Source organism: Pseudomonas sp. NBRC 111139 (genome assembly GCF_001753955.1).
Lineage (GTDB): Bacteria > Pseudomonadota > Gammaproteobacteria > Pseudomonadales > Pseudomonadaceae > Aquipseudomonas > Aquipseudomonas alloputida.
In genome coordinates, this window is record NZ_BCBP01000026.1 from 67496 (window position 1) to 85346 (window position 17851).

Annotated in this window: 29 protein-coding genes and 1 tRNA gene; 21 read left to right on the forward strand and 9 right to left on the reverse strand. The window is 60.1% G+C overall.

The window, feature by feature from the left end; translation table 11 throughout:
• The first annotated feature begins 14 nt into the window (after window positions 1–14).
• The 4 genes from purC to BJQ17_RS30955 all read left to right on the forward strand — a co-directional run bounded on the left by purC (window position 15) and on the right by BJQ17_RS30955 (window position 2243).
• A complete protein-coding gene (purC, locus tag BJQ17_RS09450; protein WP_011535129.1) occupies window positions 15–725 on the forward strand; it encodes a phosphoribosylaminoimidazolesuccinocarboxamide synthase in 711 nt (236 codons plus the stop codon).
• Between the two features lie 91 nt (window positions 726–816).
• A tRNA-Ser gene (locus BJQ17_RS09455) sits at window positions 817–906 on the forward strand.
• Between the two features lie 109 nt (window positions 907–1015).
• Window positions 1016–1993, forward strand: a complete 978-nt coding sequence (locus tag BJQ17_RS09460) for a site-specific integrase (RefSeq protein WP_070095936.1) — start codon at window positions 1016–1018, stop codon at window positions 1991–1993.
• 22 nt (window positions 1994–2015) lie between these two features.
• Window positions 2016–2243: a hypothetical protein gene (locus tag BJQ17_RS30955; protein ID WP_139139761.1), complete on the forward strand. Its 228-nt coding sequence runs from the start codon at window positions 2016–2018 to the stop codon at window positions 2241–2243.
• A gap of 7 nt (window positions 2244–2250) precedes the next feature.
• Here BJQ17_RS30955 and BJQ17_RS09465 read toward each other — a convergent pair whose 3' ends face one another.
• Genes BJQ17_RS09465 through BJQ17_RS09490 form a run of 6 tightly spaced genes read right to left on the reverse strand, consistent with a single transcriptional unit; the run spans window position 2251 to window position 4676 of the window.
• Window positions 2251–2502 carry an AlpA family transcriptional regulator gene (locus tag BJQ17_RS09465; protein ID WP_070095937.1) on the reverse strand — a complete coding sequence of 84 codons (252 nt, stop codon included), beginning with the start codon at window positions 2500–2502 and terminating at the stop codon, window positions 2251–2253.
• A 54-nt stretch (window positions 2503–2556) separates the two neighbouring features.
• Window positions 2557–2799 carry a hypothetical protein gene (locus BJQ17_RS09470; protein ID WP_070095938.1) on the reverse strand — a complete coding sequence of 81 codons (243 nt, stop codon included), beginning with the start codon at window positions 2797–2799 and terminating at the stop codon, window positions 2557–2559.
• A complete protein-coding gene (locus tag BJQ17_RS09475) occupies window positions 2789–3328 on the reverse strand; it encodes an HNH endonuclease signature motif containing protein (RefSeq protein WP_256559539.1) in 540 nt (179 codons plus the stop codon). The genes BJQ17_RS09470 and BJQ17_RS09475 overlap by 11 nt, the downstream gene beginning before the upstream one ends.
• A 10-nt stretch (window positions 3329–3338) precedes the next feature.
• Entirely contained in the window at window positions 3339–3701 is a 363-nt protein-coding gene (locus tag BJQ17_RS09480; protein ID WP_070095940.1) for a hypothetical protein, read from the reverse strand.
• A gap of 2 nt (window positions 3702–3703) precedes the next feature.
• Window positions 3704–4483: a hypothetical protein gene (locus tag BJQ17_RS09485; RefSeq protein ID WP_070095941.1), complete on the reverse strand. Its 780-nt coding sequence runs from the start codon at window positions 4481–4483 to the stop codon at window positions 3704–3706.
• Window positions 4473–4676: a hypothetical protein gene (locus BJQ17_RS09490; RefSeq protein WP_070095942.1), complete on the reverse strand. Its 204-nt coding sequence runs from the start codon at window positions 4674–4676 to the stop codon at window positions 4473–4475. The genes BJQ17_RS09485 and BJQ17_RS09490 overlap by 11 nt, the downstream gene beginning before the upstream one ends.
• A 171-nt stretch (window positions 4677–4847) precedes the next feature.
• On the opposite strand from BJQ17_RS09490, the gene BJQ17_RS09495 reads away from it, so the two are divergent.
• The 12 genes from BJQ17_RS09495 to BJQ17_RS09550 are packed head-to-tail and all read left to right on the forward strand — an operon-like array spanning window position 4848 to window position 11891.
• Window positions 4848–5144: a hypothetical protein gene (locus tag BJQ17_RS09495; protein WP_070095943.1), complete on the forward strand. Its 297-nt coding sequence runs from the start codon at window positions 4848–4850 to the stop codon at window positions 5142–5144.
• Window positions 5141–5908 (forward strand): ORF6N domain-containing protein, encoded by a 768-nt coding sequence (locus BJQ17_RS09500; RefSeq protein WP_070095944.1) that lies wholly within the window; start codon window positions 5141–5143, stop codon window positions 5906–5908. Before BJQ17_RS09495 ends, BJQ17_RS09500 begins: the two co-directional genes overlap by 4 nt.
• Window positions 5905–6522: a hypothetical protein gene (locus tag BJQ17_RS09505; protein WP_070095945.1), complete on the forward strand. Its 618-nt coding sequence runs from the start codon at window positions 5905–5907 to the stop codon at window positions 6520–6522. Before BJQ17_RS09500 ends, BJQ17_RS09505 begins: the two co-directional genes overlap by 4 nt.
• Window positions 6519–6749: a hypothetical protein gene (locus BJQ17_RS09510; RefSeq protein WP_070095946.1), complete on the forward strand. Its 231-nt coding sequence runs from the start codon at window positions 6519–6521 to the stop codon at window positions 6747–6749. The genes BJQ17_RS09505 and BJQ17_RS09510 overlap by 4 nt, the downstream gene beginning before the upstream one ends.
• 3 nt (window positions 6750–6752) lie before the next feature.
• Window positions 6753–7178 (forward strand): GIY-YIG nuclease family protein, encoded by a 426-nt coding sequence (locus BJQ17_RS09515; RefSeq protein ID WP_063977551.1) that lies wholly within the window; start codon window positions 6753–6755, stop codon window positions 7176–7178.
• Window positions 7175–7969 (forward strand): helix-turn-helix domain-containing protein, encoded by a 795-nt coding sequence (locus BJQ17_RS09520; protein WP_063977550.1) that lies wholly within the window; start codon window positions 7175–7177, stop codon window positions 7967–7969. Before BJQ17_RS09515 ends, BJQ17_RS09520 begins: the two co-directional genes overlap by 4 nt.
• Window positions 7956–8774, forward strand: a complete 819-nt coding sequence (locus BJQ17_RS09525; RefSeq protein ID WP_070095947.1) for an ATP-binding protein — start codon at window positions 7956–7958, stop codon at window positions 8772–8774. Before BJQ17_RS09520 ends, BJQ17_RS09525 begins: the two co-directional genes overlap by 14 nt.
• Complete coding sequence (locus BJQ17_RS09530; RefSeq protein WP_070095948.1) at window positions 8771–10183, forward strand: DnaB-like helicase C-terminal domain-containing protein; 1413 nt, start codon at window positions 8771–8773, stop codon at window positions 10181–10183. The genes BJQ17_RS09525 and BJQ17_RS09530 overlap by 4 nt, the downstream gene beginning before the upstream one ends.
• Complete coding sequence (locus tag BJQ17_RS09535; protein WP_070095949.1) at window positions 10170–10682, forward strand: hypothetical protein; 513 nt, start codon at window positions 10170–10172, stop codon at window positions 10680–10682. The genes BJQ17_RS09530 and BJQ17_RS09535 overlap by 14 nt, the downstream gene beginning before the upstream one ends.
• Window positions 10679–11233: a hypothetical protein gene (locus BJQ17_RS09540; protein ID WP_175442720.1), complete on the forward strand. Its 555-nt coding sequence runs from the start codon at window positions 10679–10681 to the stop codon at window positions 11231–11233. The genes BJQ17_RS09535 and BJQ17_RS09540 overlap by 4 nt, the downstream gene beginning before the upstream one ends.
• The gene (locus BJQ17_RS09545) at window positions 11233–11520 is read left to right on the forward strand and encodes a hypothetical protein (protein ID WP_016489225.1); all 288 of its coding nucleotides are present in this window, start codon (window positions 11233–11235) and stop codon (window positions 11518–11520) included. The genes BJQ17_RS09540 and BJQ17_RS09545 overlap by 1 nt, the downstream gene beginning before the upstream one ends.
• Window positions 11517–11891 carry an antiterminator Q family protein gene (locus BJQ17_RS09550; RefSeq protein WP_070095950.1) on the forward strand — a complete coding sequence of 125 codons (375 nt, stop codon included), beginning with the start codon at window positions 11517–11519 and terminating at the stop codon, window positions 11889–11891. Before BJQ17_RS09545 ends, BJQ17_RS09550 begins: the two co-directional genes overlap by 4 nt.
• Before the next feature lie 377 nt (window positions 11892–12268).
• Here BJQ17_RS09550 and BJQ17_RS09555 read toward each other — a convergent pair whose 3' ends face one another.
• Together BJQ17_RS09555 and BJQ17_RS09560 are read right to left on the reverse strand one after the other, a co-directional pair.
• On the reverse strand, window positions 12269–12457 hold the full coding sequence (locus BJQ17_RS09555) for a hypothetical protein (protein WP_012313239.1): 189 nt from the start codon (window positions 12455–12457) through the stop codon (window positions 12269–12271).
• A gap of 416 nt (window positions 12458–12873) precedes the next feature.
• Complete coding sequence (locus BJQ17_RS09560; RefSeq protein ID WP_019438287.1) at window positions 12874–13107, reverse strand: DUF6555 family protein; 234 nt, start codon at window positions 13105–13107, stop codon at window positions 12874–12876.
• Between the two features lie 285 nt (window positions 13108–13392).
• On the opposite strand from BJQ17_RS09560, the gene BJQ17_RS09565 reads away from it, so the two are divergent.
• Entirely contained in the window at window positions 13393–13725 is a 333-nt protein-coding gene (locus BJQ17_RS09565; protein ID WP_019438288.1) for a phage holin, lambda family, read from the forward strand.
• A 66-nt stretch (window positions 13726–13791) separates the two neighbouring features.
• Here the strand turns inward: BJQ17_RS09565 and BJQ17_RS09570 are convergent, their stop codons facing one another.
• A complete protein-coding gene (locus BJQ17_RS09570) occupies window positions 13792–14022 on the reverse strand; it encodes a hypothetical protein (RefSeq protein WP_019438289.1) in 231 nt (76 codons plus the stop codon).
• A gap of 102 nt (window positions 14023–14124) precedes the next feature.
• On the opposite strand from BJQ17_RS09570, the gene BJQ17_RS29870 reads away from it, so the two are divergent.
• From BJQ17_RS29870 to BJQ17_RS09585, 4 genes are all read left to right on the forward strand, one after another.
• Complete coding sequence (locus BJQ17_RS29870; RefSeq protein WP_009685289.1) at window positions 14125–14349, forward strand: hypothetical protein; 225 nt, start codon at window positions 14125–14127, stop codon at window positions 14347–14349.
• Between the two features lie 64 nt (window positions 14350–14413).
• A complete protein-coding gene (locus BJQ17_RS32395; protein ID WP_070095951.1) occupies window positions 14414–14770 on the forward strand; it encodes a hypothetical protein in 357 nt (118 codons plus the stop codon).
• Window positions 14761–16446 carry a terminase TerL endonuclease subunit gene (locus BJQ17_RS09580; protein ID WP_256559540.1) on the forward strand — a complete coding sequence of 562 codons (1686 nt, stop codon included), beginning with the start codon at window positions 14761–14763 and terminating at the stop codon, window positions 16444–16446. Before BJQ17_RS32395 ends, BJQ17_RS09580 begins: the two co-directional genes overlap by 10 nt.
• Window positions 16446–17846 carry a phage portal protein gene (locus BJQ17_RS09585; protein WP_070095952.1) on the forward strand — a complete coding sequence of 467 codons (1401 nt, stop codon included), beginning with the start codon at window positions 16446–16448 and terminating at the stop codon, window positions 17844–17846. Before BJQ17_RS09580 ends, BJQ17_RS09585 begins: the two co-directional genes overlap by 1 nt.
• Window positions 17847–17851: the final 5 nt, after the last annotated feature.

Here is a 17851-nt window from a genome sequence, read left to right on the forward strand (position 1 = left end):
AGCGGAGCCCAATCATGGAAAAACGCGACGAACTTTACCGCGGCAAGGCCAAATCGGTTTACAAGACCGACGACGCCGACCGCTTGATCCTGCTGTTCCGTAACGACACTTCGGCGTTCGACGGCAAGCGTATCGAACAACTCGACCGCAAAGGCATGGTGAACAACAAGTTCAACGCCTTCATCATGCAGAAACTGGAAGAAGCCGGCGTGCCGACCCAGTTCGACAAGCTGCTGGGCGACAACGAGTGCCTGGTGAAGAAGCTGGACATGATCCCGGTCGAGTGCGTGGTGCGTAACTACGCTGCCGGCAGCCTGGTCAAGCGCCTGGGCGTGGAGGAGGGCATCAAGCTGGAGCCGTCCACCTTCGAGCTGTTCCTGAAGAACGACGAGAAGGGCGACCCCTTCATCAACGAATCCCACGTTGTCGCGTTCGGCTGGGGCACCGCCGAGCAACTGGTAGAAATGAAGAAGCTGTCGTTGAAGGTCAACGAAGTGCTGAGCAAGCTGTTCGATGACGCCGGCCTGCTGCTGGTCGACTTCAAGCTGGAGTTCGGCGTATTCCACGGCCAGATCGTGCTGGGCGACGAGTTCAGCCCGGACGGCTGCCGCCTGTGGGACAAAGAAACCCGCAAGAAGATGGACAAGGACCGCTTCCGCCAGGGCCTGGGCGACGTGATCGAAGCCTACGAAGAAGTTGCCAAGCGCCTGGGTGTGCCGCTGTAAGCGGCACGTTCACGCAAGCGCCTGATACCACGCGGTTTTTTTGAAAAAAAGGTTTGCGTTTTAAAAGAACGCTGGTATGATGCGCGGCATTGGAGAGATGCCGGAGTGGTCGAACGGGACGGATTCGAAATCCGTTGTACTGGCAACAGTACCTAGGGTTCAAATCCCTATCTCTCCGCCATATTAAAGGCCCCGAGCGCTGTATAGCCCTCGGGGCCTTTTCATTTGGGGGAATTTTGGGGGAATGGGGGAGCGTGTATTTCCCCCAAGCGTTCGCTATCATTTCCCCCATGGCCTACTACGAGAAGCGCGGGGACGCCTGGCGCGCCCAGATCCGCCGCAAAGGATATCCAACCCTTTCCGCCACCTTTGACACCAAGGCAGAAGCCCAGCGATGGGCCGCCGAGATCGAAGGTGATATGTCGCGTGCGCGTTTCGTCGACATGCGCGAGGCCGAGAGCACCACGCTCGCTGAGGCCCTGGACCGCTACCTGTCGGAGGTCACTTCCACCAAGAAGGGCGCCAAGCAGGAGCAGGTTCGCATCAAGAAGTGGAAAGAGCACAAGCTGGCCAGCAAGGGCCTAGCTGCGATCCGCTCGAGCGACATGGCCGCGTACCGCGATGCTGAGCTCAAGGAAGGCAAATCGACCGCGACAGTCCGCCTCAACCTGGCCGTGATCAGCCACCTGTATACGGTGGCCACCAAGGAGTGGGGCATTGAAGGGCTGACCAACCCGTGCAGGGCGATACGGATGCCCAAGGGCAGCAAGGAGAGGGATCGGCGCCCGACGCCGGCGGAGCTCGCCGCGTTGTACAAGTCTGCAGGTCAGATGAACGCCCAGCTTCCGGTGTTCATTGAGCTGGCGGTGGAGACTGCGATGCGCCGGTCTGAGCTGCTGATGCTGCGCCGCGACCAGGTGCGCGGCAAAGTGGCCTACTTGGAAGACACCAAGAACGGCGAGAGGCGCGCGGTGCCGCTGTCCTCCCGGGCGATCGCCCTGCTGGAGGGACTGCCCACGCCGATCGGTGGCGGCCGGTACTTCAACCTGGCGCTCAACACGATCAGCAACTATTTCCCCAGGGCCTGCGTGGCCGCTGGGATTGAAGGTCTACGCCTTCACGACCTTCGCCATGAGGCGACCAGCCGTTTCTTTGAGCGTGGCTTCACCATGATGGAAGTTGCGAGTATCACGGGCCACAAGACCTTGGCGATGCTCAAGCGCTATACCCACCTGAGTCCGCAGGACCTGGCCGAAAAACTAGGCTAAAAATTTTATCAATGGAGTGAAAATGTCTCGCTTGCCTGAAGGTATTCGAAGAGTTTGTATTGTGACAGGAACTGTTTTAGTGCTCGTCATGTTATTTACGATGCGCTATACGCTCCGCGACTGGCTAGAGATGCCTTGGGATCAGGCAGCGTTTACTGCTGCCATTCTGATCGGCTTCTTTCTATGTCCATTCATCGTGTGCAGGGTCGCCTTCTGGATCAAGGATGGCTTTGCTAAGAGCGGGGCCTGAAACTTGTTCAAGCCACTGTCCTCAGTGACGGTGGCTCACGCCGCTTACGCCCAGGCTTCGGCTTCTGGTGCTCCCCATCCCTAAACTCGCGCAGGAACTTGCGCACGTCCTCCTTCAGCCAGCAGTGCCGGTTGCCCATCTTGAAGCTCTTGGGCAGCCACGGCACCCCACGGCGAATCCCCTCCCTGATCGACGCCTCGGTTCGGCCCAGCAGCTTAGCCAGGCCCTCAACCGTCAGTACCTCGGTCTCTTCGCTCATTCCTTCCTCCCGACCTGACGCGTCAGATTCTGGTTGTCACGCTGACCTGTCACGTCAGGTTCGTTTTGCTGGCGGCAGCGCAGGCTTCGACTCAATGAACGAGCTGGCCGAGTGTTCGCCGCCAATGTGGCGGAAGTATTCGATCTCAACCTTTGCGCTTTCAATCAGTACGCGGCTGATATCCGATACTGACTGGGCGCGCTGGACCTCCTTGGCCAAGTTTTCGTCATCAGCCTCACGCACCGCTTCGAGCTGGGCGAACAGGTGGTCGCGAAGGTCGCTGAGCTTATTTTTCATTCCTGGTCTTCCTCTTGATCTCTTTTTTCAGTTCGTTTTGCAGGTGGAGAATGTCAACGATCTCTTCCGGCAAGCCTTTGTAGTGATGGTTGTTGCGCAGCTGGTGCTCGGCCCGTGTGCGTAGGCACAGGTTGGCCAAGTCCGTGTTCTGCACGTCGCCGTCTTTGGCTGCCACAACCATCCCTTCTGGAACAGGGCCGTTGGCTTGCTCCCAGGTGTGGATATGAAGCGGCTTCCAAACGTCGGGCTGGGCTATCTTGATCAGCGTGTACCGGCCCTTGCGGTGGGTGGCACCGATTGGTCTTGGATCTTGACCAATCTGACCGCCCAGGGCCTCCAGCCTGGCAAGTAGGATTCGGCGATGAGTTTCCGTTCTGTGGGCATCGGTCTTAACCAGTCCAAACTGAGCCGCCCTCAACGTGATGGCTGTTTTCGTCCGACCCGGTAGTAGCAGGCAAAGCTCCTTGTTGGTTTTGTTGGAATACAGCAAGCGAAGGAGCGCATCTTCTGCCTCGGTCCAACGCTTCACTGGACCTCGCCTAGTCATGGCCTGCTCCGGCCTGCAGCTCTCCAATAACCGATCGGATGCCGGCTACATAGCTGCCTGGCCGCCCCTCAGTCGCACCGTTCAACCGCTCAATCACCACCTCGACCGGTGAGCCTCGCAGAGAGGCGACCAACTCAATCGCCCACTTCCTTGCCTCCAAGTACATGAAGCGGTTGATGGGACCGGCCGGAGACAGCGCCAAGGCTGAGGCCTTGCTTGGCTGATTGGTGGGCTGAGCCGTCTGGATCTTCGCGGCTGACCTCGATACGACCGAGTTGATCCGCCCACGACCCCGCTTGAGCCCCATCGACTCGATGATCTCCTTCGCTGCCAGGCTGACACTTCGCTTGCTCATGGCTAAGCTCCCATCGCGATGAGGTTTCGAGCAATGGCCACCATATCGTCATGCTCGATGCTCTCGGCCTGCGCGGCGTAATCCAGAACGCGCAGGGCCTCGTCTTGGTTACGAGGCTTGATCTCGGCCAGCAACCCCTGGACAAACCATTCGCGCGCGATGGCCTCGTGCATTCCATCTCCCCATTCGCCGGCAGCGTGGCGCAGGGCATACAGTCGCCCCCAGTACGCAATCTCGTGCAGGCAGTCATCGAGGGTGCTCGGCATCAGGTCGGCGTGCTTGCGAAAGCGTTTGGCCACCTGTGCCTTGTCGTTTTCGAAGTAGCTCTTGAAGCCCTTGCATCGCTTCAGGGCCTTCTCGCAGAACTGCTCGGCAGGCGTGTCTTCAAAGATCGTCTCGCCTTCGAAGCGAGCCTGCGCCTCTGATGCTAGGGCGGATTTCTCCAGCGAGCCTTTGGCCAGCCCTTCAAGGTCAGCAAAGCCGAACGAGAACATTACTGCGAAGGGGTTTCCCCCGCTGTTGCGCTTCACATAGTCGACATACCGCTGCTCGATCTCCTTGAGTGGCGTCTTGATCTGCTTGGCAGCGTCCAGGGCAGTTGCGATCGGCCCGGCTTGGCCGGTCTTGATCACCTCGCGCAGCCACAGAACTGCATCCACCTCCTTGTCGCCGGTGACGACCTTCTGTTCGGGCAGCACCTGAACTACTGGTGCCGTCTCCGCGCTTGGCCGGATCGGCGGCAGGGTGAAGAGGGCGCGGTGCGCCAGATTGTCAGTGAGCATTAGGTGCCTCTCCAGATTCAGCAACGGCGCGCATGTGCAACTTGATACCGCAGGACTTGGCCAGGTCAGCCAGATTGCCGACTGTGGTATTGGGATCTTGCAGGGCCTCCCCGAAGCGAATCAGGCGTTCGCCAAGCTGGCCCAGGTCATCCTGCAGGTGCAGGCGGGTGCTAGGAGTCATCATGCGGGTCATGGCTGCTGCTCCAGCACCACCTGCTGCTGCAAGGCCTCCAGGCGCAGGGCGGTGTCGATCTCCTGATCCAGCTCTTCGCCGGAGAGCCAGTTATCGCCGCGCACTACCAGCAGGTCTTCGTCAGGATCACCGTGAGTTTTGTCGGATGGCTACGGACTTGGAGATCCCCCAATGAACCAGATTGTCCCGGTGTGGCAGCCAGATGGCTTGCATGGTGAGATCGTCCACGACGTGACCCTCACCGCAGCGGATATCGCGCGTTTCAACGAAGCGCGCGAATCATTCAAGTTGATCAAAGCCTTGTACTGGGCGCATGTCGTGCCCTCGCTCGGCGGATTCGACAATCCTGTAGCCGGCGAACTTGAGCGCCTGTTCGAGCGCGTCGTTTTCGACACGCGAAACTTTATGTGGCCTCACCGAAACGCGGCTGCCGTCCATGATGCAAAGGATGTGGGAGGTGCGGCATGAACCTGGTAACCATCCACAACACTCAGCTACCCGTAGTCGAGTATCGCGGCCAGCGGGTTGCGTCCACCCAGATGATTGATCAGGTGCATGAGCGCCCCGATGGCACGACTCGTCGGAACTTTAATGAGAACCGTGGCCGCTTCGTTGAGGGGGAGGATTACTTCAAAGTTAGTGCCGAAGAAATCCGTACGCACAAAATCATGCCTATCTCCAACAGGGCGCATGAGGATTTCACCCTGTTCACAGAGCAGGGTTATTTGATGATCGTCAAGTCGTTGACCGACGACCTAGCCTGGACCGTCCAGCGCCAGCTGGTCATCAACTACTTCAGGCCGGCACCCGCGCTGCCCACCGACTACATCACGGCCCTGGAGCACCTGCTGGCTTCGAAGCGCTCGGAGCAGCTGGCGCTGGAGCAGCGTGATGAAGCCGTTCGGACGAAGGCTGAAATTGGCACCCGCCGCGAAGCTACGGCCATGGCCACAGCATCAGCCGCCGTGCGCAAGGTCATGCATCTGGAGAACGAGCTTGGCAGGGGTTGCCAGCACGCCACCGTGACGGCGGTGGAAAAGGCCGCCCGCCTGAGCTTCGGTAGCCAGGGTTTCCGCCCGCTCAAGAACTGGTGCGACAGCCACGGCGTGGCCGCCCCAAAAGTCCAAGACCCTCGATTCGGCTGGGTTCGCTCCTGGCCGGCTGCCGCCTGGGCAGCCGTTTACCAAATTGACTTGGCCGACCTGTTCGGCGCTGCTGGAGAACACCAATGACCCTCATCAGACTCAAGGTCGCCGAGAAGCTCGCCAAGATCGCACGGAAGTCCAACCACTCGCCGAAGACTATGTTGATCATGACTCAGCGAATGGTGCGCATCAGCCTCGATCGGCTCTCTGACATCCGCGCAGAGCGTCGTGTCTTCAGGCGCGAAGCGGCAGCGCTGCTGGGTTATCCGCACACCCAGCGGCAGTACGACGAGCTTTTGGAGAAATCCCGCACTCACCGCGACGATGATATCCGCGACATCAAGCAGGGCCTGATCGGGATGGGTTACCACTTGATCAAAGATACCGACAACAGCTACGACGCCATTGGATTCTACAGCTTGTGCGACCTGCTGAGCATCAACCCGATACACCGCCCGGCGATTCCGAACGACGAGCGAGGCCTGGCAGGCCTGATCTACGTCGCCCGGCTTGAAAACAGCGCCAGTCGGCAGTCTGACGGCTGGGGTGAGGGCGGGCCGCTGTTCGAGGCTTGCTTCATGGCCATGATGGATTGGATCAAGACAGCCCCTGAGAGTGATCTGCCCGACCTGTTCGGGCCTGACTCACCGTTCGCTGGCGCTCAGATCGTTCCAGTAAAGCCAGGGGAGACTCTTCAATGAACCCGACCCCAAACCCCGCCCAGGCGCCCCAGCAGCGTGCTGGCGCGACGATCATCAACGGACCCTGGCCAACCTACAGCCAATTCAAGAGCCTTCCAGAGCGCGAGCGCTGGACTATCTGCGAACTGGCCAAGTCTGGTAGACGCGCCCTGGAAGACAACGGCTTTGAGATGGCCGAGAGCTACGACGATTTCATCAAGCGGGTGACCGCTGAGCTGGAGATTTAACCGATGAGCAGTACTTACGGGTTCATCTACATCATGGGCAGCGAAGCTATGCCGGGCGTCTACAAAGTTGGCATGACTGCCCACTCGCCATGCCGGCGCGCCGTGGAGCTTTCTCGGGGAACCGGCGTGCCATCTGAGTACCGTGTGCTTTTCTACGGCGAGCATGAGAGCGCCTTGGCTTGGGAGCAGTCGGTACACGCCAATCTTGCTGATCGTCGAGTATCGGAGAATCGCGAGTTCTTTCAGGGGCCACTGATTGACATCATCCGTGCCGTAGAGGGTGATGGAGAACTCATTTCGAGTTGGGATTCGGACGAGGCAAAAGAGGCCCGAAACCCTGGCTGCATGTGGCGCAGTCGTCCGCTGTGGTTCGAGCAGAACCTTCATAGCCCGGGGTACATCGAGCGGGTTCGGAGGGAGCGGTCATGAGCATTCAATCCATGGTCTGGGCTTTGGTGCAGCAGGAGGTCAAAGAGCCCACCTCACGGCACGTCCTGTTGTGCCTGGCCAACTATGCCGGCCCTGACGGCCGTGGTGCCTTTCCGTCGGCGCAGACGCTGGCTGTCGACACGGGGCTGTCGGAGCGTACCGTGCGTTACAAGCTAGATGCCCTGGAATCCGCCGGATTGATTCGACGTGGAAATCAGGCTATCGCGGCTGCGCACATTGACCGGCATGACAGGCGCCCTGTGGTGTACGACATGGTCGAAAAACGGGGTGCACCAGCTGCACCCCGAGATGAAGAGGATGCCGAACGGGGTGCAAATGAGGATGCCACGGGGTGCAGCTCACAACGGAACGGGGTGCAAATGACGACAGAACGGGGTGCAGCAGCTGCACCCAATCCGTCATATAACCGTCAATTAACCGTTAATAAACCAATAGGAGATAAATCGCCTGATCGGAAAGATCGTAAGTCGAAGTTCGATCCACTGTCTGCCAAGCCTGCCAACGTGAGCGAGCAGACCTGGGCCGACTGGTGCCAGCACCGCAAAGAGATCCGCAAGCCACTGACCGCCACCAGTTGCAAGCAGCAGGCCGAGGATCTGGCCGGCCACCAGAACCCCGATGCAGTGATCAAGCTGTCGATCGGCAAGGGATGGACAGGGCTATTCCCTGACAGCGCTCTCCCTGCTCGATCCGGAGCACAGACCAACTCAAGCGCGGTGCTGCAAGTGCCTGCCCATCACCAGGAGATGTACCCTGATGACTACATCTAAATTCAGGCCGGCGCCAGCCGAGCGTGCTGCAGGCATTGCCAAATGCGAAGCACCTGGTCATGGCCAGTACGAAGCGAAGCAGGTCGAGCAGTTTGATGGCGGGTGGAAGGCGACTGAGTGCCCGCGCTGCCGCTGGGAAGCGCTGAACCTCCAGTGCGAAGTAAGCGTGCGAGACGCTGCGTACGCTGCCAAGGAGGCCGACGAGCTGAATCGTGATCTGTTCGCCACCGGCATAACGCCGCGCTTCCGTGGTTGCACGTTCGACAGCTTCATCACCAACGCCGACTCGGACAAAGTCCGCGCCCAGTCTATTTGCCGGCGCTATGCAGATGAGTTCGAAGGGCACTACCGGGCTGGCCGCGCACTGATGCTGCTGGGTGAGGTCGGGAACGGTAAAACTCACCTGGCCTGCGCCATCTTGCAGCACGTTGTTCGGGAGTATGGCGCCAAGGGCCTGATTGTCACTGCCGAGGCAATCATGCAGGCCGTGACGGACAGCTTCCGTAGCAACGCGGGGCCGTCGAAGTCCGACCTGCTGGCCGAGTTGGCCGCCGTCGACTTGCTGGTGATCGACGAGGTCGGCATGCACACGCCCCGCCCAGGCAAGGACTTCATGCCGAGCCTGCTGCACGAGGTGATCGACCGGCGCTACCAGCTTGTTCGCCCAACGATCCTGATCAGCAACCAGGACCGTGAGCAGCTACCGGCCTACATCGGACCGCGAGCCATGGACCGCCTGCGCGAGAACGGCGGCCTGCTGGCGCCCTTCACCTGGTCGTCGGCGCGTGTCGGAGGGGTAGCATGATCAGCCCAGATTACGCGGCTTGTACACAGGATGTGTCACGGTTGCACAGCCCTGAGTCAGAACACGCCCTGATCGGCGCCATGATCCACCAGCCAGCGCTCATTGACGACGTGAAGCTTGAGGTCGGTGATTTCTACCAGTCCGACTGTGCCGAGCTGTTTGAGCTGCTGCTGGCGCTCAAGGCGAAGGGGCGGCAGATCGACGTGGTAACCCTGTCAGATGCCAGGCCGACCTTGGCAGACGGCCGGGGCACGTTGGCAGTGGCTGCTCACATCGCTCACAACACGCCGAGCGCGGCAAACTTCGCAGAGTACGCCCGGATTGTGAAGCAGCGTTCAGTTGCCCGCCGGGTGATAGCCGCCGCCCACATCATGTCGGAGCGGCTGAAGGATGGCGAGCCACTGGACGAGGTTCTGGCGCAGGGTCAGCAGGCCTGGATCGCGCTTGAGGCGGAAGGGCTGGATTCCCGCAAGCGGTACCGCTTCGTGGGCGAGATTCTGCCCGAGGCAATCGACGGGATTGACCGCCGGTTCAATCGTGAGGTGGTGCTTGGCTTCGACACCGGCCTGCCATCGCTCGACGAGTTCATCCCCGGAGTATGCCCTGGGCACATGATCGTCATCGCAGGCGCCCCGGGTAGCGGCAAGACCACCCTGGGCCTAGGTATCGCTGAGCGGGTTGCGCTGGTGGCCAAGTCCACTTCCCTGGTGTTCAGCCTTGAGATGACGGATGTGGAGCTTACGAACCGCTCCCTGGCTTCTGTCGGCAGCGTGCAGCTCAAGCACATCACCGAGGGCCATTCGATGGCTGACAGCGATTGGCCTGGCCTGACGGCCGCGGTCAACCGGCTCAATGGTGCACCCCTGATCTTCTGCGATGACGCTTCTCTGACGATGCGGGACATCCGGCAGATCTGCCGGACGGTTAAGCGCGAGCACGGTCTGGGCTCTGTCACGCTGGATTACATCGGTCTGGTCAACGGCGAGAGTAAGTCGGCTAGCCGGTACGAGCAGGTCACCGATATCAGCAAGTCGATCAAGCGGCTGGCCAAGGAGCTGGGAGTGCCCGTGATGGTGCTGGCGCAGTTGAACCGAGGCCCAAACAATCGCGCCAACAAGCGACCCACTAAGAGCGATCTGCGTGACTCAGGCCAGATCGAGGCCGACGCCGACGTGGTGGTGCTGGTTCACCGAGACAGCGAATCCGAGGAAGGGCAGTCGGGCGTCACCGAGCTGATCGTGGACAAGAATCGCCACGGTGAAACTGGCATCTGCCGGGTGCAACACCAGGGCGCCTATCACAGGTTCGCCGAGCTGGTCGGTTACCAGCCAAGCAATGAAGAAGTCGAAATGGGCAGGACATTCGCCGGCCGCAACCGCACCAAAGGAGCTCAGTATGAAACTTTTTGACCTGTGGCCAGGCCACAAACCACCAGCTCGCACCCCGGGCCGGCCTGTCGTATCGGTCACTGTTACCAAGCGTGCTGGCGCCGAGCAGCCTGTTGCCACTGGCAATACCCCGAAACCCGAAGGCGTGCATCAGCGTTTGGTCGGCCCACGCGAGCTGCCAGGTACGCTTGAGGCCTGTGAGGCCCTGCATGAGCAACTGGTGGCCGACTCCATCCGCCTGGAGCTGGCGCTGGCTCAGGCGCAGGAGGGCGCCATCCAGGGGCGTCCATATGACCGCAGTTGGTATAACCGGGCCAAAGCGGCGCTCAAGCACATCAACCATGACCGCACCCGCCTGCTGTACCGATGCGGCCAGTTGCGCAAGGAGGCCAAGGCGCACGCCCAGCAGAACATGGACCGGGTCATCCTCGATGTGATCAAGGAGGCCCTGCCGGCGGACCAGTTCCTGGGCTTTGTACGAATTGCAGAGGCCCGCATGGCTCAGGAGGTGGCTCGATGAACCCGCTCAAGCTGATTGCCAGGGTGCTGGCGCCGGCGCATGAACCGGCAGGGTATCAGCCGGTTGTCACTGACGGGGCTGTCGTTCTCCCGCCAGGGGCGCAGATGGTGACTGTGAAGCAATACCCGGAAGCAGAGCGTATTGCAGCCTCGCTGCGTGAGTATCCTGGCGATTGGGCTTGGGAACACAAAGGGCACACGCTCAAGCACGGCCCAACTGGCTTTGTGCTGTGGGTTGCCAACGACGACTACGGCCTGGGTGAGCGCTCGAACGGACGAACCTCAAAGTTCTCGGCGCCGGAGCAGGCGATCATCTGGCCGGCCGTTGAGGTCTGGCTGGCATCGCACAAGGTCGGGTTCACCGGCCGCCTGCCAAAGGTCAAGCTGAGTTCTAGCAACGGCATCTGGTGGTGTGTGAGCGAAGGGCATCCATGGGCCGGCGCTGGGCGATCGCCTGCTGAGGCCTACCGGTCCTGGTCTCGGGCTGTATCAGTTGAGACGCGGGCTGATCAGCGCCCTGGTGAAAAACTGCACGTATGGAGTGCCGCATGATGAGCAACGTAACTGCGGCCCTGCCGCGCAAGAGCCTGACCGCCGTGGAATGCAAGTTCCTCAAGGTGGGCAATCGCATGCTGCTGGAGCAGAACAATGGCCGGATCGCGTCAGCCGCGCTGATGGACATTGTGGCCGACTGGCACGCTGCCCGCGCCAACGTAGGCTTCGAGCAGTTCGCCAAGGGCTGGATCACCGAGGGCAATGCCAAGAACAAACACGCTGACAAGCTGCTGCGCGAGCTGTTCGGCCTGGACACTGACCCAACGCCCCGGAGGGCTGCATGAAGAAACGCACCTACATGGACAAGCCGCTGGGTGATACCGAATGGCTGCTCGAGCAATGGGGCAGTTGGCGAATGGATGGTATGGGGGTGCCGCGGTATGTCTCCCCCTCGATAACCGCAGCGACTGCTGGCGGCGGCACCGAGTACAGCCTGACCGATGACACTGCCCTGGTGATCGATTCTGCGGTGGCCAAGCTCACCCAGCGCAATCAGCAAATGGGTGACTTCGTTTGGCTGTACTTCGGATCGAAGTGGACGATGGTTCGAATCGGCGAAACGTCCAGGATGTCTGAACGATCAGCCCGCGAGATCGTCAAGCAGGGCGTGGCTTGGGTTGATTCGTTCTTGGAACAATTTCGCGAAGCTGCGTAAAAAGTTCTTTCCGGACGGATAAACACCTGTTTTCATAGCAGCGTGTCCAGCTTGCAACAACGCGACACAGACAAACCCCGGCCATTGTGTCGGGGTTTTTCGTTTATGCGGATGACGCGCCCAGGCAGCTGGGCTAAGTCGGTAGAGGCGTGGATCAAAGCCGTGCGCTCCCTGATCGACTACGCGATGAGAGTCTGGGGTACGTGACCCAGCGATCCAGACCAACAAGCCGGGAAGCGCCGGCCCTCCGCACCCATTCCAAGCCTCGCACCAGCTGGGGCTTTTTCGTATCTGGAGGATGCATGGAAAAGCTACAGCTCGACGTTGAGGTTGAGGGCGCCGCTGACTTCCTGCGCCCTCTGGCTGAAACGCTCAGGTCACTTGAACATTTTCCCGAGCTGCCGCTGCAGGTCCTTCGTGACCTTGTCGCCCACAGCCTTCATGAGCTTCCCGTAAGTCTCGACAGCACCGCATTTGCCGCAGGTGACCTTCGAGTTGTCGTTCGGCCTAGCCGGAACCTCGAACTTGTCACTGCCGCACTTGGCGCACTTGAGGGTTACCTTCATCGTTTTTCGCTCCGTGAAACGTCTTGTGTGGAAACTCGACGATAGCACGGGGCCATCTTTTCACGTATCCAAGGGCTCGCCAGTTCGACGGGTCATTTTGTTTCTGGAGCACCACCTATGGCCGAGCCAAGTACCGGCGCCCTCGCAGTGACCGGCGTACTTGCCAGCTTCGGCCTGGGTGCCCCGGCATAGCTAATCATCCCCCTCAAAGCGTACATCCGAGATACCCAAATCTGCGACCGCAATGCGGAGATCATCATGTGATAAGCGGCACGGCGCGCGCGCCTCAGGCAAGGGGGCAGCGGGGGCATGCAGACGGAGGAGAGCGGTCAGCACATTGTCTTCGTTCGGCGTGCTAGACCAATCGCATATCCAGAATCTGGTATGGCCTTTGAGGTTGTAGTCGATGCGGTATTTCATAGGTTGCCGGACCTCCGCCATTGGACGTCAGTTATGCCGAAGCGCTCAGCAGCAGGCCGAGAGACTTTTCTGATATCCGAAGCAGTGAACTTAGGGATGACTCCAACGCCGGCTTCGCAGGCAGCCCAGTGCCAGGCCTCATCGTTATCCATCCTCTCGGCGCGGACGATGAATTCGCGAGCTTCTCCATGGAGGTGATAAGCGACCACATAGATGTTACTGACGGGCATTTACTAGTTCCTTCTAGCGAAGCCAGATCGGCCAACATTCCTTTTAACCCCTAGGGATTCCGGGGGCAAGCATCCGGCCGGTTTTACGTCGGTGCACGAATTTTCATTTACGGAGCAAGCAATGGCCCGACCGACCTCGGCCCAGGCGCAGCCACCTCGCTGGGCATAAGGCTCCTCTACTGTTCTCGCTGGGTGGTTGGTCGCCCCAGCCTTCCGCACCCACTCCTGGGCTCGCCACAACGGCGGGCCTTTTCTTTTTCTGCTTCCCGCAAGGGAGGAACCCGGATGTCCAACATGCCAGACAAACCAGACACCTGGGCGGTTGCCCTTGCGTGGTTGAGCCAGCATTCGCCCCTGTTGTATGCGGCCGGGCTCTCCTGCGCCATGGCTGTGCTGCGCATCACTTACGGTGGCGGCACTCGCCGGCAGATGCTGGTGGAGGGCGCCATATGCGGCGGCCTGACCCTGACGATCATCAGCGGCCTGGAGTTCTTCGGCCTGCCGCAGAGCATGTCGACGTTTGTGGGTGGCTGGGTTGGCTTCCTTGGTGTCGAGAAGGTCCGCGCCATTGCTGATCGCGTCACCGACTTCAAGCTGCCGAGCCGCAAGGTCGATTAATCCGCGCCACAAAATAGACATGCGCCGTTTTGTGGCGCGAGCACGCTGGTCATGCGTTCAGCCAGATTAGTGAAGCACTCGACCGGGGACCGGTTGAAGCTGATCCCTTTCGTGGATGACTCCGCGCGCTGCTTTGGTAATTACATCTTGCTGAAGCTGATTAACCTGCATGGTGAGGACACGAACGGCAGTTTGATAAACAACTGATCCGGACGCCACGGGATGCTCCTCCAGTAGGCCTTCAAGCTTCTCGGTTAGCAAAACGCACCTGTCTATAAGCTCTTCGATTTCTTTCATCACGGTTTCTCCAGATCTTTCCGCTACGACCATCCGGGCGGAATGTCGTTCCGACGACCCCGCGGATGCGCCGATTTCATTGCGCGAGAGAGCTTATCGAACATGGCCAAGCAACCCTATACACCATGCAGGCTGTATGTCGACGGTGCCGACGGCATTGCAGTCAGTGATTTCATAACCACTGCTGCCGGATCTGCCTATTTGGTGCAGACGCTGCGTGTGAGCCGCACCCGGCCAGAGCGAAAGTACATGGGCTGCTTGCGCTGGCCCATCGCCGAGATACCCGCCGATGCGCGGTGCTACCAGCTGACCTGGTACAGGAGGTGAGCAATGGCCTGTAGTGGATGCGCCGCTCGGCGCGAGTGGATCAACAAGTGGACAAAGGTGGCGTATGAGCGAGCAGCAAACCTATTCGCAACAAATCGAGCAGCTGAGCCCGAAGAAGGGCGACCTGTTGGTGGTCAGCGTTCCGTTCCCGATCAAGACGGAGGTGCGCGAGCGACTGACTCAGCACCTGGCAGGGACAGCTGATCGACTCAAGTGTGAGCTGATCGTGCTTGAGGCGGGCATCACCGCCCAGCTGCAACCAAGCGTCAGCGACCTACTGGCGGAACAGCGCAAACAGACCGCACTGCTGGAGCAGATCGCAACCCAGAACCTGGCACTGATCGAAGCGCTGGCTGACGGGGATGATGTTGACCCTGATGCTGAGCCAGACACCTACCTGGATGGCACGCCATGCCGCTGAGGCCGCAGCGCCCATGTAGAGCCCAAGGCTGTCGATCGCTGCACCGCAATGCCAATGGTTACTGTGACGGCCATGCAGACCTAGCTGCCGAGCAGGCTAAAGCCTGGGCTACACGCAAGGGCTCAGGTCGTGGCGGTCGCCCCTGGCGTCGGCTGCGTGACCGCATCCTCAAGCGTGATCAGTACCTGTGTCGGTGCGATGACTGCACAAGGCTGGGAAGGATTCGCGAGGCAGATGAAGTTGACCACATCATCGCGCTGGCCCACCGCCGGTTTCGAGAAAGTTACTGGGAGGTGCCACGCAAGAACGGCAAGTCGGTAATCGCGGCTGGTGTGGGCATCAGCATGTTCGTTGCCGACGGTGAGTTTGGTGCCGAGGTGTACTCCGGAGCGACCACCGAGAAACAGGCCTGGGAGGTCTTCCGGCCGGCCAAGCTGATGGTTAGCAAGTCGCCCATGCTGATCCAGGCTGCTGGCATCGAGGTCAACGCCTCGAATATGAACATACCGTCCGACTTCAGCCGCTTCGAGCCACTGATCGGCGACCCTGGCGACGGTGCGTCGCCCAGCTGTGCCATCGTCGACGAATACCACGAGCACAGAACCTCGGCGCAGTACGACACCATGCTCACCGGCATGGGCGCGCGCCGGCAGCCCTTGATGTTCATCATCACCACTGCAGGGGCTGATATCGAAGGACCATGCTACGACAAGCGCCGCCAGGTGATCGAGATGCTCGAGGGCACGGTTCCTGACGACGAGCTGTTCGGGTACATCTGGACACTTGATGAAGGTGACGACTGGACCGACCCGAAGATGCTGGCCAAGGCCAACCCCAACCATGGGATCTCGGTGTTTCAGGAGTACCTGGAAAGCCAGCAGGCGCGGGCGATCCGCTCCGCTCGTTTCACCAACACGTTCAAGACTAAGCACCTGAACCTCTGGGTGAGCGCCAAATCCGGCTTCTTCAACATGGAGGACTGGAAGGCCTGCGAAGACACGACCCTGACCTTGGAGCAATTCGAGGGGCAGGAGTGGATTGCTGGCTTCGACCTGGCTCGCAAGCTCGACATGAACTCGCGGGCACGGCTGTTCTGGCGAGTCATCGATGGCAAGACCCACTATTACAGTGTCGCTCCCAAGTTCTGGGTGCCTTACGACACGGCATTCAATACCGACAACAAGCGCATGTCGGAGCGGTTCCAGGCCTGGGTTAACTCCAGGCACCTGGATGTTACGGATGGCGCTGAGATCGATTACCGCGAGATCCTCGAGGACACCAAGGAAGCCAATCATCAGGCACCGCTGCGCGAGTCTCCGATTGACCCGCATGGCGCGACAGGCCTGAGCCATGACCTCGACGATGAGGGATTCAACCCGATCACTATCACGCAGAACTACACCAACATGTCGGACGCCATGAAGGAGCTGGAAGCGGCAATCACCGCTGGCCGGTTCCACCATGACGGCAACCCGATCATGACCTGGTGTATCGGCAACGTAATCGGCAAGTTCCTGCCTGGCAACGACGACGTAGTGCGCCCGATCAAGCAGGGCGACGACAACAAGATAGACGGCGCAGTCGCGCTGATCATGGCCATCGGGCGAGTGCTGGCGAATGCTGGCGAACCGGACGCAAGCGGCTTCTTTGAAAACCCGATTATGGTGGGACTGTAATGGCACGCGAAAAGAAACCAGGGCGGATCAAGTCTGCTGTGCTGGACTGGCTGGGCGTGCCCATCAGCTTGAAGGACGGCGCTTTCTGGCAGGAGTGGTTTGGCACCTCGGCGAGCGGCCAGCATGTCACGGTCGACAAGGCGCTGCAGCTGTCCACCGTCTGGGCCTGCGTGCGGCTGCTATCTGAGTCGGTCTCTACCTTGCCCCTGAAGCTGTACCGGCGAATGCCCGACGGGTCGCGTGAAACCGCCAAGGACCACCCGCTGTTCCGGCTGCTGTGCCGGGTACCAAACAGCGAAATGACCCCGCAACGCTTCATGCTGCTGGTGGTGGCGAGTATCTGCCTTCGAGGAAATGCCTTCGTCGAGAAGAAGTTCATTGGCAACCGCCTGGTCGCACTGGTGCCGCTTCTGCCTCAGTGCATGAGGGTGAAGCGGCAGGACAACGGTAGGCTCAAGTACACATACGTTGAAAACGGTACTGACCGGGATATCCCCGAAAAGAGCCTGATGCACATCCGTGGGTTCGGCCTGGATGGTGTGTGCGGGATGCTCCCCGTGACGACAGGCCGTGACATTTTCGGCTCGGCCATGTCGGCTGAGGAGGCCGCTGCGAAAGTGTTTGCCCAGGGCATGCAGGCCTCAGGCATCCTCAGCAGCGACACGCTACTGAAGCCAGAGCAGCGTGAGCAGCTGAGGGCAAGCCTTGGCGCCTTCATGGGTTCCAAGAACGCCGGCAAGATCATGGTGGCCGAGGCCGGCATGAAGTACCAGGGCATAACGATGAACCCTGAGGCGGCCCAGATGCTGGAGTCTCGGTCGTTCAATGTTGAAGAAATCTGCCGATGGTTCCGCGTGCCGCCGTTCATGGTGGGGCATATGGATAAGCAGTCCAGCTGGGCCAGCTCGGTTGAGGCGCAGAACCTGCACTTTCTGACCAACAGCCTGCGGCCATTGCTCGTCAACATCGAACAGGAAATCACCCGATGCCTGATCGGTGAGGTTGATGCCGATGAGTTCTTTGCTGAGTTTGCCGTAGAGGGCCTGCTCCGCGCTGACAGCGCCGGTCGCGGCGCCTGGTACAACACGGCCCTGCAAAATGGCTGGATGAGCCGGAATGAAGTACGCCGCCTCGAAAACCTGGCACCGATCCCGGGGGGCGATACCTTCACCGTGCAATCAGCGCTTGTTCCGCTCGACCAGTTGGGCAAGCAGTCAGCTGGCATGTCGCCGGCGGCCACCGCGTTCATGTTGCGAATCGCCGCTGCCAACCAGAGCGGTGACAAGGGGGCAATCAGTGATGCATTCGTCCTGGCGTCCAAGGCGCTGGAATCTGGAAACCCCGATGGCCCAATGATGGCCCATGCCCTGATCTCACTGCCACTGCTCAAAGCAGCCTGACCCTG

Coding starts and splice junctions, on each gene's coding strand:
- purC (WP_011535129.1), top strand. CDS start 15: ATGGAAAAACGCGACGAACTTTACCGCGGCAAGGCCAAATCGGTTTAC.
- BJQ17_RS09460 (WP_070095936.1), top strand. CDS start 1,016: ATGGCCTACTACGAGAAGCGCGGGGACGCCTGGCGCGCCCAGATCCGC.
- BJQ17_RS30955 (WP_139139761.1), top strand. CDS start 2,016: ATGTCTCGCTTGCCTGAAGGTATTCGAAGAGTTTGTATTGTGACAGGA.
- BJQ17_RS09465 (WP_070095937.1), bottom strand. CDS start 2,502: ATGAGCGAAGAGACCGAGGTACTGACGGTTGAGGGCCTGGCTAAGCTG.
- BJQ17_RS09470 (WP_070095938.1), bottom strand. CDS start 2,799: ATGAAAAATAAGCTCAGCGACCTTCGCGACCACCTGTTCGCCCAGCTC.
- BJQ17_RS09480 (WP_070095940.1), bottom strand. CDS start 3,701: ATGAGCAAGCGAAGTGTCAGCCTGGCAGCGAAGGAGATCATCGAGTCG.
- BJQ17_RS09485 (WP_070095941.1), bottom strand. CDS start 4,483: ATGCTCACTGACAATCTGGCGCACCGCGCCCTCTTCACCCTGCCGCCG.
- BJQ17_RS09490 (WP_070095942.1), bottom strand. CDS start 4,676: ATGACCCGCATGATGACTCCTAGCACCCGCCTGCACCTGCAGGATGAC.
- BJQ17_RS09495 (WP_070095943.1), top strand. CDS start 4,848: ATGAACCAGATTGTCCCGGTGTGGCAGCCAGATGGCTTGCATGGTGAG.
- BJQ17_RS09500 (WP_070095944.1), top strand. CDS start 5,141: ATGAACCTGGTAACCATCCACAACACTCAGCTACCCGTAGTCGAGTAT.
- BJQ17_RS09505 (WP_070095945.1), top strand. CDS start 5,905: ATGACCCTCATCAGACTCAAGGTCGCCGAGAAGCTCGCCAAGATCGCA.
- BJQ17_RS09510 (WP_070095946.1), top strand. CDS start 6,519: ATGAACCCGACCCCAAACCCCGCCCAGGCGCCCCAGCAGCGTGCTGGC.
- BJQ17_RS09515 (WP_063977551.1), top strand. CDS start 6,753: ATGAGCAGTACTTACGGGTTCATCTACATCATGGGCAGCGAAGCTATG.
- BJQ17_RS09520 (WP_063977550.1), top strand. CDS start 7,175: ATGAGCATTCAATCCATGGTCTGGGCTTTGGTGCAGCAGGAGGTCAAA.
- BJQ17_RS09525 (WP_070095947.1), top strand. CDS start 7,956: ATGACTACATCTAAATTCAGGCCGGCGCCAGCCGAGCGTGCTGCAGGC.
- BJQ17_RS09530 (WP_070095948.1), top strand. CDS start 8,771: ATGATCAGCCCAGATTACGCGGCTTGTACACAGGATGTGTCACGGTTG.
- BJQ17_RS09535 (WP_070095949.1), top strand. CDS start 10,170: ATGAAACTTTTTGACCTGTGGCCAGGCCACAAACCACCAGCTCGCACC.
- BJQ17_RS09540 (WP_175442720.1), top strand. CDS start 10,679: ATGAACCCGCTCAAGCTGATTGCCAGGGTGCTGGCGCCGGCGCATGAA.
- BJQ17_RS09545 (WP_016489225.1), top strand. CDS start 11,233: ATGAGCAACGTAACTGCGGCCCTGCCGCGCAAGAGCCTGACCGCCGTG.
- BJQ17_RS09550 (WP_070095950.1), top strand. CDS start 11,517: ATGAAGAAACGCACCTACATGGACAAGCCGCTGGGTGATACCGAATGG.
- BJQ17_RS09555 (WP_012313239.1), bottom strand. CDS start 12,457: ATGAAGGTAACCCTCAAGTGCGCCAAGTGCGGCAGTGACAAGTTCGAG.
- BJQ17_RS09560 (WP_019438287.1), bottom strand. CDS start 13,107: ATGCCCGTCAGTAACATCTATGTGGTCGCTTATCACCTCCATGGAGAA.
- BJQ17_RS09565 (WP_019438288.1), top strand. CDS start 13,393: ATGTCCAACATGCCAGACAAACCAGACACCTGGGCGGTTGCCCTTGCG.
- BJQ17_RS09570 (WP_019438289.1), bottom strand. CDS start 14,022: ATGAAAGAAATCGAAGAGCTTATAGACAGGTGCGTTTTGCTAACCGAG.
- BJQ17_RS29870 (WP_009685289.1), top strand. CDS start 14,125: ATGGCCAAGCAACCCTATACACCATGCAGGCTGTATGTCGACGGTGCC.
- BJQ17_RS32395 (WP_070095951.1), top strand. CDS start 14,414: ATGAGCGAGCAGCAAACCTATTCGCAACAAATCGAGCAGCTGAGCCCG.
- BJQ17_RS09580 (WP_256559540.1), top strand. CDS start 14,761: ATGCCGCTGAGGCCGCAGCGCCCATGTAGAGCCCAAGGCTGTCGATCG.
- BJQ17_RS09585 (WP_070095952.1), top strand. CDS start 16,446: ATGGCACGCGAAAAGAAACCAGGGCGGATCAAGTCTGCTGTGCTGGAC.